Genomic DNA, 14,074 nt, shown 5'->3' with positions numbered 1-14,074 from the left:
TTTAACAATAAAATAAATATGTAAGGATATCTCCATGAATAAAACAGAACTTGTAGATGCTATCGCTAGTAAAGCTGATATTACTAAAGTTGCCGCTAAAACAGCGTTAGAAGCAACTCTTGCTGCTATCACTGAATCACTAAAAGCTGGTGAGCCGGTTCAACTAGTTGGTTTTGGTACATTTAAAGTTAATGCTCGTAAAGCTCGTATTGGCCGTAATCCAAAAACTGGTAAAGAAATCAAAATTGCAGCAAGCAAAGTGCCTGCATTTGTTTCGGGTAAAAGCTTAAAAGAAGCAATCAAATAATATTACTGCTTTTTTTCCTATCATTATTGATAGGGTAGCATCTAAGGCCATACATGGATAAGTTATGGCCTTGTTGTTAATCTAAAATTCTCTTCTTTTTTCTTTTTAGAATCTGTTTGTTTTTCTTAATTATTATCAATTTTTATCAATATAGTTAATTAGACAATTTGCTAAATTTAGCATTCAATAGATTGGCTAAATCAGCTGGAGATATTTCAATTTCTAATCCTCTTTTGCCACCAGAAACCAACATAGTTTGGTACTGTTTAGCACTAATATCAATCAGTGTCGGTAATAATTTTTTTTGACCCAATGGGCTGATTCCACCCACTATATAGCCAGTCGTTTTTTGTGCTAAATGTGGATCAGCCAACTCAATTTTTTTACAATCTAGTATTTTAGCAACTTGTTTTAGATCTAAAGAACAATTAACTGGTATAACACAAACAGCCAATGTCTTATTATCACCATTGATACTCACTATTAAAGTTTTAAATATTTGACTAGTAGCAATATTAAGTTCTAATCCAAGCTTATTTGCGGCTTCTTGACCATAATGAGTCTGATCGGCATCGTGCTGATATTGATGAATATTAAATTTTATTTTCTGATTTTTTAGTAATCTAATGGCTGGCGTCATAATAATAACCGTAACATAAAGATTTTTGGTGAGAATTAGAAATTAATAATCCCTATTAAATTTTATTAATAGGGATTAATGATAATTAAGAAATTATTAGTTTATTATTATCGTCTGATTTTGTCGATTCAATATTATTATTTATGCTGTATAAACGATAAAAGAAGCTAAATATAAAGAAATCAGCAAACACACCTAGTGAGGTAGATATAACATCAAAAACAATATTTTTTCCTAAAGAACTTATACCATTCAGTATTCCAGTAAAAATAACGCTGATTAAAATCATTAAAACAGGCGCTTTCCAATTTTGGAAGAAAAACTTGTGGCAGGCACTAAATCTTTGAAAAAAAGGCGTCGAGTTAGGTTGTGCTGCTGAAACGAGAAAATAATTAAAAATCGACTTATAAATTACTAAAGCCGTACAACCTATCACCAATATTAATAGCAATGATACCATTTTGGGTACAAGCAATCCTATTATGCTGAAGACCAGTAAGAATAAAATAGCGATAGGAATACAAATTAACATATATAAAACAGAAAAACCAAGTATATTCAGGCATATTGGTAGTATTCGTGACAATATTAAACTTGGATTAAGTTTGTTACTCATTGATAAATTACAGATAATGCTTAATATTATTGAAACCAAAACTATATTCACCAAATATAGAATTATGACGGTTTTCATAAAATAATCGGGAATCATACCGAATTGATTAAAATACTCTAATTCTACCATTAGTTGGTTAGGATTAATTACAGAATATATAACTAAAGTATTAATTAAACCAAGTACAATACTTGATATTGCTATTAGGGAAAATCGATTACGGATAAAGTTAATCGTTTGTTGAAAAATAGCTGTAAATGAAAGGTTTTTTTGTGAATCCATCATGTTTCCTTATATGTGGTAATACAAGTATTACCACGGTGTATAAATTCAATTTAATAATTATGATTGTAATAATGAAATATCGGCAACTTTTAAAAATAAATTTTGTAATTTCTTTAAAAGAGCCAATCGGTTTAGTTTAATTTTTTCATCATCAACCATCACCATAACTTTCTCAAAAAAGGTATCTATAGGTGCTTTAAGTGATGCTAATTCAACTAAAGCCTCTTGATATTGTCCCTTAGCAAAATAAGGAGCTAACTTATCTGTTAATACCGCTATTTGCATCGCTAATTCGCCTTCAGCACCAGCTTCGAGCAATGAAGCGTTAATATTTTCAGGAATAGTATCTGCGGTCTTCGATAAAATATTTGATACTCGCTTATTAGCTTCAGCTAATGAAGAAGCTTCTGGCAACGTTCTAAAATGTGTTACAGCGTTGACACGGGCATCAAAATCAGCCGGTCTAGTTGGATTGATAGCTAGTACTGCTTGAATCGTATCGATAGCAAATCCTTTTTCTTGATACCAAGCTCGGAATCGACCTTGCATAAAGTTGACAATGTCTTCAACAACATTTTGGTTAGTTAATTTATCACCATATAATGATGTGGCAAAATTAGCTAATTCAACTAAATCAATAGGTAAATCTTTTTCAACAATAATGCGTAATACGCCAATAGCTGCTCGACGAAGCGCAAAAGGATCTTTATCTCCTTTTGGATGTTGTCCAATACCAAAAATACCCGCTAATGTATCCATTTTCTCTGCAATTGAGACCGCACTAGCAACCGCTGTACTTGGTAATTCATCACCAGAAAAACGTGGTTTGTATTGTTCTTCAATAGCGGTGGCAACTTCGATACTTTCACCATCTTTAATCGCTAAATATCGTCCCATAATGCCTTGAGTTTCAGGAAATTCAAATACAGTATTGGTGACTAAATCACATTTAGTTAATTTTCCTGCTCGTTTGGCTTGTTCAACATTAGCGCCAGTTTTTTCAGCAATAAAACCTGATAAGGCTTCAATGCGGAGTGCTTTATCTTTAACTGTACCTAATTGTTGTTGGAATAAAACAGTTTCAAGGCGAGGAAGACGAGCTTCTAAGCTTTGTTTCAAGTCTGTTTTATAAAAGAATTCAGCATCAGCTAAACGTGGGCGTACGACTTTTTCATTACCTGAAATAACAACTTGTGGATCTTTGGACTCAATATTGGCAACAAAAATGAAATTTGGTAACAATTTTCCTTGTTTGTCATAAACAGGGAAATATTTTTGATCGCCTTTCATGGTATATACCAATGATTCAGCTGGAACCGCTAAAAATCTTTCTTCAAATTTAGCAGTCAATACCACTGGCCATTCAACTAATGATGAAACTTCTTCAAGTAAGCTTTCGGTTAAGTCTGCTTTACCATTAAGTTTAGCTGCTGCTTCTTCAGCTTGCTGTTTAATGATTGATTTTCGCTTGTTATAGTCAGCGACGACTTTACCACGTTGCTCAAGAATTTCTGGATATTGATCCGCATTATCAATAGTAAATTGTTGCTCACCCATAAAGCGGTGACCACGAATGATTCGGTTTGATTGAATATCTAAAATGATACCTGGTACTAGCTCATCACCATATAACATCGTGACTGTATGACTAGGTCGAATAAATTCAACTTGACGAGCTGCCCAGCGCATCGGTTTAGGAATCGGCAATTTATTTAAGGCATTTTTAACCATATCACAAAGTAAATTGACAACAGGTTGACCTTTTTGATTGTGAGTATAAGATAGCCATTCGCCTTTATCGGTTTGAATTCGTTCTGCTTGTGATATATCAATCCCACAACCACGAGCCCAACCTTCTGCTGCTTTTGTCGGATTACCATTTGCATCAAATGCTGCACTGACTGCGGGGCCTCTTTTAACGATTTGGCTATCTGGTTGAGTATCATTTAAATTCAAAACTTTTAATGCTAAACGGCGTGGTGATGCATACCAAAGTACTTCACCATGTTCTAAATTAGCATTATCAAGTTGTTCAATAAAATTAGCTGCAAAGCTTTCAGCTAAAGTACGGAGTGATTTTGGTGGTAACTCTTCAGTACCGATTTCCACTAAAAATGTTTTTTGCATAATATATCAACTCCTACTTTGCTGCATTTGGTTTAGAACTTGAATTTTGGCACATTGGAAATCCTAGTGCTTCACGAGATGCGTAATATGCTTCAGCCACCATTTTGGTTAATGTTCTGATTCGCAATATATAACGTTGGCGTTCGGTTACCGAAATTGCTTTACGAGCATCTAATAAATTAAAACAGTGAGCTGCTTTCAAAATACGTTCGTAAGCTGGTAATGGTAGTGGTTTTTCTAATTCAAGTAATAATTTTGCTTCTTTTTCATGTTGTTCAAAACAATAAAATAAGAAATCAATATTAGCGTATTCGAAATTATAGGTTGATTGTTCGACTTCATTTTGATGAAAAACATCACCATAAGTAGTTTTACCAAATGCTCCATCGCTCCAAACTAAGTCGTAAACACTATCTACACCTTGGATATACATTGCTAGTCGTTCTAATCCATAGGTAATTTCACCGGTGACTGGTTTACATTCAAGCCCACCGACTTGTTGGAAATAGGTAAATTGCGTCACTTCCATGCCATTTAGCCATACTTCCCAACCTAATCCCCATGCACCTAATGTTGGGTTTTCCCAGTTATCTTCTACAAAACGAATATCGTTGATAGTTGGATCAAGGCCAAGTTCTTTTAAAGATCCTAGATAGAGTTCTTGGATGTTATCTGGTGATGGTTTTAAGATAACTTGAAATTGATAATAATGCTGTAACCTATTTGGGTTTTCACCATAACGACCATCAGTTGGGCGGCGAGATGGTTGAACATAAGCTGCATTAATTGGTTCCGGACCAAGTGCTCGTAGACAGGTCATTGGATGAGAAGTACCCGCACCGACTTCCATATCTAATGGCTGAATCACTGTACAACCTTGATTAGCCCAGTAATCTTGTAACGTAAGTATTAAACCTTGGAAGGTTTTGACATTAAACTTTTGCATGATGTTATCTTTATGGTTGAATTAATTTTTCTACAAATTAAATAGTGCTACATTTTATACTTTTTATTAGAGCTTGTGAAATGCCTAATTACTTTATATTGATTAAGCTATACATGATAGTTTTCATTTTGCATCTTTAGCCATTTGTCGGTATAGTGAAGTCATCTATATTGCTTGGTAAAAAATCAAAAATAAAAAGGCCATGTCTATTTATCATAAAATGAGACTGTTGATTATATTTTTTATTGGATTAATAAATACACACTTTGTGTATGCAGATGATAATCAACAATTACAATCGTTACGTCGTTCAATCGAAGAACAAGAGAAACGTCTAGCAGAGCAAAAAAAAGAGCGAACGCAATTAATTAATGATCTTAAAGATCAAGAGACAGAAATAGCAAAATTACTAACATCAATTGAGAAAAATAGTCTTACACTTAAAAAGTTAGACAGTGAAATCATTTCTTTAATTAAACAAATCGATGATTTAAAAATTAAACAACAACAACAACGCAATGAGTTAGCCAAACAGTTAGAAAGTGCTTTCAAGTTAGGAAAAAACACCAACTTTAAACTCATTTTTGCTAGCGAACAAAGTGAGCGTAATGAACGTCTTATTACCTATTTTCGTTATATTAATGAAGCAAGACAACAGCAAATAAATATGCTTCGTGAAACACAAGTTCAACTTAGTGAAAAGAAAACGGCTTTGAAAAAGACACAGAGCACGCAAAAAACGCTAAATACTAAACAGAAACAGGAACAGTTAGCGCTAGAAAAAAATCATCAGAATCGTAAAAAAACTATCAATTTGCTTGAGTCTTCAATGCAGAAAAATCAACAGAAATTAGACGAGTTAAAAAATAACGAAGCAAAATTACAGGCTAGAATTGCCCAAGCGGAACGAGAAAGTCGAAAAATAGCCGAAGAAGAGGCAAGGCAAGCAAAAAATATAGAAGAAAAACAACAACAGAATACTAATTACACACTTAATGCTAACGAACGGGCATTAATGGCTCGAGTCAGTGGTATTGGTAAACCGCAACACCAATTTAATTGGCCAGTAAATGGTAATACTATTCATCGATTTGGTGAAACATTACAAGGTGAACTTCGTTGGAAAGGTATGGTTATCGATGCCAGAGATGGCACTCAAGTTAAAGCTATTGCTGATGGACGAGTTATTTTAGCCAGCTGGTTACAAGGTTATGGATTTGTTGTTGCACTTGAACATGGTAAAGGCGATATGAGTTTATATGGTTATAATCAGCGCGTTTTAGTTGAAGTAGGCGAAAAAGTTCGAGCTCAACAGCCAGTTGCTATTGTTGGCTCAAGTGGCGGTCAAAATACCTCTGGTCTTTATTTTGAAATTCGTCGAGATGGTAAAGCATTAGATCCAAGTGGCTGGTTAAAATGATAAAAAATCTGTTAAAAATAGGAGTATTACTTTTTTTATTTAAAGCTAATAGTGTATTAGCAGCAAAATTAGCATTAGTTATAGATGATTTTGGTTATCGCCAGCACAATGAAGAACAGATTATTTCATTTTCTCCTAACATCACTATTGCCGTTCTACCTCATTCGCCTAATGCTAGACGGATTGCGACTATTGCCCATCAACATGGTAATGATGTTATTATTCACTTACCCATGGCCCCTTTGGGAAAACAACCTTTAGAGAAAGATACTCTATTTCCCTATATGAGTGAGTTAGAAGTAAAAAGAATCGTTGATGATGCCGTCTCCCGTGTGCCGTATGCTATTGGTGTGAATAATCATATGGGCAGTTTAATGACTGCAAATTTAAATGGTATGCATAACGTGATGAAGGCGTTAAGTCACTATTCCATGTTTTTTTTAGATAGTAAAACGATAGGTAAGACCCAAGTAAAAAACGCAGCAAGTGAATACAATATAGCGGTTATTGGACGCGATGTATTTTTAGATGATCAGCAAAAAGAATATGCTATCGCTCAGCAGTTTGATTTGGCAATAAAAATTGCCCACAAAAATGGTCATGCCATTGCTATTGGTCATCCTCATCCACAAACTGTGAATGTCTTACGTACAAAATTAGCTAATTTACCTGATGATATTGAATTAGTAAAAGTTAGTCAGTTGATTACATCACTTCCAACTAAAACTAAACTTAAACCGACATTTAAAGATATATTTGAAAAATATAAAAAACGATTAACAGATCTATCAAATGTTAATCCTATTGAATAACAGTAATTATTGTTTTTCAAGTGTACGATGACGAATTTGAACTTGTTTATTTTGTGCTTTAAAAAACTCGGCTAATTGTTCAGCGATAAAAACAGAACGATGTTGTCCACCGGTACAACCAATGGCAATAGTTAAATAGCTACGGTTATTTTTTTCTAACATAGGCAACCATTGTTGTAGATAATTGGCGGTTTGATAAATGAAATTCGTTACCTCATCATGTTTTAATAAATAGTTTTTAACGGGTTCATCTAAGCCGGTTAATGGTCGTAAAGAGATATCCCAATGGGGATTCGGTAAAAATCTAACGTCAAACACAAAATCAGCGTCGACGGGTAAACCATGTTTAAATCCAAATGATTCAAAGATCATGGTTAATTCTCGTTCTTTCTTACCTAAAACTCTGGTTCTAAGAATAGTTGATAACTCATGAACAGAAAGGTTGTCGGTATTTATCATCAAACTTGCATGTGATTTTAAAGGCTCTAAATAGGTTTCTTCTAGATCGATGGCTTCTTCTAATGAATATTTTTGATTAGTAAGGGGATGTATTCGTCTGGTTTCGCTATAACGTCGAATTAGTGTATTACGACTACAATCAAAAAAGATTATTTCCGGTGTAACCGAAGAGGGTAAGCGTTGGAGGACATCATGATTAAAATCAAAATTATCAGGCAAATTTCGAATATCTAGACTGACCGCAACAGGGGTATTATTATCTTTTAATGATTCAGCAAGTTGAGGCAATAACGCAATAGGAATATTATCAACACAATAAAATCCCATATCTTCTAGTGCACGTAATGCAATTGATTTTCCTGAACCTGAACGGCCACTTACTATCAATAATATCACAATATCAACTCCAAAATAATTGGTGTTCTAGTATATACTGTTTAGTTCAAAATGTGCAATTATTGGAAATAAGTAGTGAGTTGAAAAGCCAGATTATCTGGCTAATACTCAGTTTTTATTTTGGCGATTAATTGTTTAAGTGCTTGTCCTCGATGAGAAATTTGGCTTTTATGCTCTTTGGTTAGCTCTGCGGCACTACAATTAAGTTCTGGAACAAAAAATAATGGATCATAACCAAATCCACCATTGCCATGCGGTTCATTCAAAATTAATCCATTCCATTTTCCTAAACAGATAATAGGGGTTGGATCATTTTCATGTCGTATAAAAGCAAGCGCACAGTAGAAGTATGCGGTTCTTTTTTCTTTCGGCACATCTTTTAATTCAAGTAGTAATTTCTCATTATTACTTTTATCATTGCCATGTTCTCCGGCATAACGAGCTGAATATATTCCTGGCTGACCATTTAGCGCATCAACAACTAAGCCAGAATCATCTGCAATCGCAGGTAATTTTGTCAATTTTGCAGTATGTCTAGCTTTTAAGATAGCATTTTCAATAAATGTTAAACCGGTCTCTTCAGCATCAGGAACATTGAATGCACTTTGGGCTACAACATCAAAGCCAGCATTAGCCAAAAGCTGTTGTAATTCATTGACTTTTCCTTGGTTGTTGGTAGCTAAAACAATTTTTTGCATTTTATGACTCCATAACTAATTTGTGTTATATATCTATTAGTAAGTTAAATATTACTAATAGATTTATTGTTTAAAATTTTAAAAATCTGGCTCACAACAAAATGTCATACTTTCCCCTGTTTTGGGGTGATTTATTGTAAGTAGTTGTGCATGTAACAATAATCGTTGTGACATCGAAAATGCTTCAGGATGAGCATAAAATTTATCCCCTAGAATGGGATGCCCGATTGCTTGCATATGAACTCGTAATTGATGGGAGCGTCCTGTAAACGGAAATAGTGCAACTCTGGTGGTATTATCATCATTACGGGAAATAACTTGATAATGGGTTAATGCATATTTGCCATTTTTGTGGTCAACCATTTGTCGTGGACGATTAGGCCAATCACAAATTAATGGTAATTCGACTTGGCCAATATCATTTTCAAGATGGCCATGAACTACGGCAATATAAGTTTTTTTCGGTACTCGTTCGCGGAATTGTTTTTTAATTTCTCTATCAGCCAATTTTGATAAAGCCGCAACCATGATACCACTGGTCGCCATATCGAGACGATGGACTGATTCAACATAACTATATTTTTGTTGTAAGCGATGAATAATGCTATCTATAAATTGTGGCTTATTGCCTGAAACAGATAATATACCGGGTTGTTTATTCACAACAACAATATGATCATCTTGATATAAAATAGTTAGCCACGGATCAATGGGGGGATGATATTCCAAAAGCATGTATGTGTGATAATTTGTAAAATTAAATTGCCACACATTCTAACAAACTCAACAAAAAGTGTCAGTCGAAAAGTTTATTTACTCCAGATTGACTTTTTACTCGGTGAAAAGAGTTGAGAGAAGAGTATCACCAAACTCACTAAAAGGTAACAAGCAAAAATAATGATCATCCATTGCGACATCTCAATAGTTAAAAAAGACCAAATTTTGTCTGCACATGATCCATAAGCATTAAACATACTTGGTAACCATTCATTTAACGCTAACCAAGAAGGGAATTGCACATTAATAGCACAGGTATCACTTAAATTTGGTTCAAATTGTAAATGGGCATGAAAAGTTGCTAAGTTAAAGCCTTTTATGGAACTAATTAACCATACCAAAATACCTGCTAAGCGAAAAATTAGTTTGCTAGGCGCAATCAGTCCAATTAAACTGCCAAGCATAATGCCGTAAATTGCACAACGTTGATAGATACATAATGTACAAGGGGCAAGGCCTAAGCCATGTTGAAAATAGAGAGCGGTTATTTCAAAAATAAAGGTGGAAAGAAATAACAAAAACCAAGCAACTCTACTGCGAGAGTATTGATTGAGCAGAGATAACATACTGTTTTATTCCTCCAGATTCCGTTATAATCGTTTTATATTCATTTTATTGAAATTAATCGATATTAATTTTTAGCCAGTAGTAGTGTAGTTTATTTTTTAATAATGTGAAACGACTTTTATTTATTAACGGTGGATTAATCTTTTCTTATGGACTCAAAAGTTCAACAAACAAAACAACAAGTTTCATTTGTCACAATTAGTGAAGAAAATGAAGCGCAACGCATTGATAACTTTCTTATTACATATCTTAAAGGTGTGCCTAAAAGTATGATTTATCGCATACTTAGAAAAGGTGAAGTTCGCGTTAACAAAAAAAGAATAAAACCAGAATACAAGCTAGCTATTGGTGATGAAGTGCGTATCCCACCTATACGCGTTTCCGAAAAAACGGTGCCTGAGATTTCCACAAAACTAAATAAAGTTGCTGATTTGGAGAAAGCGATCATTTATGAAGATGATGTAATTTTAGCCATTAATAAACCATCTGGAATTGCCGTACATGGTGGTAGTGGTCTAAGTTTTGGTGTTATTGAAGGATTAAGAGCCTTACGACCAGAAGCGAAATTTTTAGAATTAGTGCATCGAATTGACCGCGAAACATCAGGTATTTTATTGATTGCGAAAAAACGTTCTGCGTTAAAGTCACTGCATGAACAATTACGTTTGAAACAGATGCAAAAGAATTATTTAGCTTTAGTGAAAGGTAATTGGCCTTCTGAATGCAAAGTTGTACAAGCACCATTACTAAAAAATGTTCTTAAAAGTGGTGAACGAGTGGTTAAAGTGAATGCCGAAGGAAAACCTTCAGAAACGAGATTTAAAGTAGAAGAACGCTTCGGTTTTGCAACCTTAGTTAAGGCGAGCCCAGTAACTGGTCGTACGCACCAAATTCGTGTGCATACTCAATATGCTAATCATCCGATTGCATTTGATGATCGCTATGGTGATAGTCAATTTGATGCATTATTAACTGATAGTAAACTTAATCGATTATTTTTACATGCCGCTAATGTAAAATTTATTCATCCGAAAACTTTACAGGAGATGCAATTACATGCCCCGTTGGATGATGTATTGCAAAATTGTTTGACAAAGATTAGAGATGATAAATATCAACAAACAGAATGATTAAAATGAGAAGGTAATTAATAAGCATGAAAGATCTTAATTTATACTTAATTAGACATGGTCAAACAGAATGGAATATTAAAGATCAGATGCAGGGGTCACAAAACTCACCTCTAACTGAAAATGGTATTTTAGGCGCCAAGATAACCGGAAAGCATCTTAAAAATATACCATTTATACAAGCCTATTCTAGCCCTCAACAACGTGCAATGGAAACTCGGGATTATATTATTAACGAAAATGACAATGTAATTCCTTCTTTTGAACTGGAAGGTTTGCGGGAAATGGATTTTGGTCTTTGGGAAGGTAGACATGTGCCTTCACTAAAAAAAGAATTCCCAGAATTTAATACCTATTTAACTGAACCAGAAAAGTTTGATGCATCTGTTAATCAAGGTGAAAATTACCTTGATGTACTTTCTCGTATGAAAAATGCTTTAAATGAAATTGTTAAAAATGCACCGCAAGATAATGGTAATATTTTAGTTGTATCACATGGTACGGTATTACGAATATTACTTTGTGTTTTAAATGGTGGCGATTGGCGTCAACATCGTGATGAAAACTATTTCCCACGAATGTTAAATACTAGTATTAGCGTGGTTAATTATAAACAGAATAATGAGCAACAAGAGGGTGAATATTCAGTTAAGTTTTATAATAATGTTGATCATTTAGACGATTAATTACTATTTTTTGTGACATTTTCAGGCTAATGCTATTGGTAACATTAGCCTGAAATACGAGTCTATCTCCTACTATAAACAGCATAACGTTTTTGCAACTGTTTTAATTGATTAATTCTGGCATCAATTTTTGCAATTAAGGTTTGATTACCTTTTGCTTGAGTTTTAGCATTAGTTAATAATCGAATCGCATCAGGAAACTTTCCTTCTAGCGCCACTGACTCTGCCCGTGCGCTCATCTCTTGAGCTCTTGACTTTAGTCCACCATAAGCAGTTATTAACAAATCCCAACCGTTAGTGTCATCATTGTGATCAAAAGTATAACGATGTAATAAACTCACTGCTTGCTGGTAATTTCGAGCTTTTACATAAGCGTTAGCTAGATTTAGTTGTAATGCGGAACTATCAGGTGATCTTTTTAATGCTGATTGAAGACGAGTAATTGCTGCACTACTATTATTAAGCGCTAAATCAATATCCGTCATTAGATCAATATACCAGATATTATTTGGATCATTATCTAATAATGGTTGTAATTGTTGTTTGGCTTTTAGGTAATTATTATTATTGTAATCAACTAAAGCATTAGCATAAATTACCGCTATTTTACTTTGTTCATTATTCAGTTTACGATAATCTTCAATCAATATTCTTGCATTAGTTTTATTACTCATCAAAATTGCTATTCTAGCTTTGGCTAAATAATAATTTAAAGATGGCGTAACATTCTTTTTTGAGTATTGTAATGAACGATTACGAATATCGGATAAACGGCTATTAGGTAAAGGGTGAGTCATTAGGATTTCAGGTGGCTTACTGCTAAAGCGGCTTTGATCGGCGAGTTTTTGTAGAAACTCAGAAGAAGCATAAGGATCAAATCCAGCTTTAGTTAATGTTCTAAGCCCAACTCTATCCGCCTCTTGTTCATTTGATTGGGTAAAACTAATCATACTTTGTGTTGAGCTTGCCATAGTGGTTGTCATTGCCGCCATACCAGCTTCTGGATTGGCTAAAGTTAGTAATAACGAGCCAAGTGTTGCTCCCCAAACGTATGGACTATTACTATTTTGAGCCTCCATAGCTCGTGCTAAATGGCGTTGTGTTACGTGCCCGATTTCATGAGCCATTACCGATGCTAATTGACTTTCATTATCGGTATCTAATATTAATCTTGAATGAACGACGACATTGCCACCAAAAAAAGCAAAGGCATTAAGTACATTACTTCTCATAACATAAAAGTGAAAAGGCGTTTGTACCGATTCTGATTTGGAAACTAATTTTTTCCCTAAATCATTGATGTATTGATTTAAAACCGGATCATTAATAATCGGAGCACTACCACGTAACAAGCGCATATAATAATCGCCCATCTCTTTTTCTTGCCCGATGCTTAATGTAGCTGCAGCTGCGGTGCCCATATCGGGTAGCTTAATGTTATCTGCATAAACGATCGATGCATTTTGTAGTAATAATGATGTAGATACTATTAGTGCGATTGCTTTTTTTAACATACTTTTAACTCATAAAAAAGATTAATAATTAAGTATTCTAGCTTAAAAAAAAGACAATATCACTTTGAATATTTTATCAATTTGAGCTATTACTTCTATATTATTTTATTTACTCGATTAAATAATGATGTTATTCCAATGCTGCATAGCGAATTTATTCAACATTAATATCAACATTTTTAATGTAGTTTTTGATATTGGGATAAATATTTTAATGATTTCTAAACTCAGGTTACATTAATTCATCAACAACTTGACGTTTATTCCAGTTTTGAAAAATTAAGCGATACATAGCAACAACTACGCCTGTGCGGTCACTGCTATGCCAACAATGAATTAATCTCAGTTTAGGGGAATTTTTGATTGTTTTAAGAATTTGAATTATTTTTTATCAGAAATATTTTCTGCTCGAATATTGATCCAAACTTCAGTAATTTCAGTATTGACAACTTTATCTCGAAAACTATGCCATATCGCAGATTAATTATGGTTTTAATGCTAAGTTTACCAAGCTGTTTTATCTGTTTTAACGAGGATTGTTCAAGCGATATATATCGTTTGGTACTTGATAAAAGTTATTCACAATGAGGTTTGAATTAATTTAGACTAACAACTGCTAATAAAAAATCAAGTAACACAACAAAATAATGTTCACTATTTGGGCAATTTGCAAACCAAAGAGAGCCATTATTTG

The 14,074-nt window shown here is 33.9% G+C and carries 14 protein-coding genes; 5 read left to right on the top strand and 9 right to left on the bottom strand.

Annotated features, from left to right (window positions below; all coding sequences use genetic code 11):
• The first annotated feature begins 34 nt into the window (after positions 1 to 34).
• Complete coding sequence (locus H3U96_RS07585; protein WP_065578268.1) at positions 35 to 307, top strand: HU family DNA-binding protein; 273 nt, start codon at positions 35 to 37, stop codon at positions 305 to 307.
• A gap of 154 nt (positions 308 to 461) precedes the next feature.
• On the opposite strand, the gene ybaK is transcribed toward H3U96_RS07585, so the two are convergent.
• The 4 genes from ybaK to glyQ form a co-directional block, all read right to left on the bottom strand.
• Positions 462 to 947, bottom strand: coding sequence for a Cys-tRNA(Pro) deacylase (gene ybaK / locus H3U96_RS07580; RefSeq protein WP_065578269.1), 486 nt, complete (start codon positions 945 to 947; stop codon positions 462 to 464).
• Positions 948 to 1,032: 85 nt separating this feature from the next.
• Positions 1,033 to 1,845 (bottom strand): hypothetical protein, encoded by an 813-nt coding sequence (locus H3U96_RS07575; protein ID WP_198196185.1) that lies wholly within the window; start codon positions 1,843 to 1,845, stop codon positions 1,033 to 1,035.
• A 60-nt stretch (positions 1,846 to 1,905) separates the two neighbouring features.
• Positions 1,906 to 3,978 (bottom strand): glycine--tRNA ligase subunit beta, encoded by a 2,073-nt coding sequence (glyS, locus tag H3U96_RS07570; protein WP_086357138.1) that lies wholly within the window; start codon positions 3,976 to 3,978, stop codon positions 1,906 to 1,908.
• Positions 3,979 to 3,988: 10 nt separating this feature from the next.
• Positions 3,989 to 4,921 carry a glycine--tRNA ligase subunit alpha gene (gene glyQ / locus H3U96_RS07565; protein ID WP_065578272.1) on the bottom strand — a complete coding sequence of 311 codons (933 nt, stop codon included), beginning with the start codon at positions 4,919 to 4,921 and terminating at the stop codon, positions 3,989 to 3,991.
• 229 nt (positions 4,922 to 5,150) lie between these two features.
• On the opposite strand from glyQ, the gene envC reads away from it, so the two are divergent.
• A complete protein-coding gene (gene envC / locus H3U96_RS07560; protein ID WP_198196182.1) occupies positions 5,151 to 6,341 on the top strand; it encodes a murein hydrolase activator EnvC in 1,191 nt (396 codons plus the stop codon).
• Complete coding sequence (locus H3U96_RS07555; protein ID WP_086320741.1) at positions 6,338 to 7,153, top strand: divergent polysaccharide deacetylase family protein; 816 nt, start codon at positions 6,338 to 6,340, stop codon at positions 7,151 to 7,153. Before envC ends, H3U96_RS07555 begins: the two co-directional genes overlap by 4 nt.
• 6 nt (positions 7,154 to 7,159) lie before the next feature.
• Here H3U96_RS07555 and rapZ read toward each other — a convergent pair whose 3' ends face one another.
• The 4 genes from rapZ to dsbB form a co-directional block, all read right to left on the bottom strand.
• Positions 7,160 to 8,008: an RNase adapter RapZ gene (rapZ, locus tag H3U96_RS07550; protein ID WP_065652084.1), complete on the bottom strand. Its 849-nt coding sequence runs from the start codon at positions 8,006 to 8,008 to the stop codon at positions 7,160 to 7,162.
• A gap of 101 nt (positions 8,009 to 8,109) precedes the next feature.
• Positions 8,110 to 8,706 (bottom strand): XTP/dITP diphosphatase, encoded by a 597-nt coding sequence (locus tag H3U96_RS07545; protein WP_198196180.1) that lies wholly within the window; start codon positions 8,704 to 8,706, stop codon positions 8,110 to 8,112.
• Positions 8,707 to 8,784: 78 nt separating this feature from the next.
• Entirely contained in the window at positions 8,785 to 9,441 is a 657-nt protein-coding gene (gene rluA / locus H3U96_RS07540) for a bifunctional tRNA pseudouridine(32) synthase/23S rRNA pseudouridine(746) synthase RluA (protein ID WP_198196178.1), read from the bottom strand.
• A gap of 74 nt (positions 9,442 to 9,515) precedes the next feature.
• Positions 9,516 to 10,049 (bottom strand): disulfide bond formation protein DsbB, encoded by a 534-nt coding sequence (dsbB, locus tag H3U96_RS07535; RefSeq protein WP_065613758.1) that lies wholly within the window; start codon positions 10,047 to 10,049, stop codon positions 9,516 to 9,518.
• 150 nt (positions 10,050 to 10,199) lie between these two features.
• On the opposite strand from dsbB, the gene rluC reads away from it, so the two are divergent.
• Positions 10,200 to 11,180, top strand: coding sequence for a 23S rRNA pseudouridine(955/2504/2580) synthase RluC (gene rluC / locus H3U96_RS07530; protein WP_034900904.1), 981 nt, complete (start codon positions 10,200 to 10,202; stop codon positions 11,178 to 11,180).
• A 26-nt stretch (positions 11,181 to 11,206) separates the two neighbouring features.
• Positions 11,207 to 11,866 (top strand): histidine phosphatase family protein, encoded by a 660-nt coding sequence (locus tag H3U96_RS07525; RefSeq protein WP_034900902.1) that lies wholly within the window; start codon positions 11,207 to 11,209, stop codon positions 11,864 to 11,866.
• 62 nt (positions 11,867 to 11,928) lie between these two features.
• Here H3U96_RS07525 and H3U96_RS07520 read toward each other — a convergent pair whose 3' ends face one another.
• Entirely contained in the window at positions 11,929 to 13,380 is a 1,452-nt protein-coding gene (locus H3U96_RS07520; protein WP_198196176.1) for a M48 family metalloprotease, read from the bottom strand.
• Between the last annotated feature and the right edge of the window lie 694 nt (positions 13,381 to 14,074).

The organism is Gilliamella sp. M0364 (genome assembly GCF_016100565.1).
Lineage (GTDB): Bacteria > Pseudomonadota > Gammaproteobacteria > Enterobacterales > Orbaceae > Gilliamella > Gilliamella apis.
The sequence above is the reverse complement of the archived record's forward strand: the minus strand, read 5'-3'. Positions and strand labels throughout refer to the sequence as shown.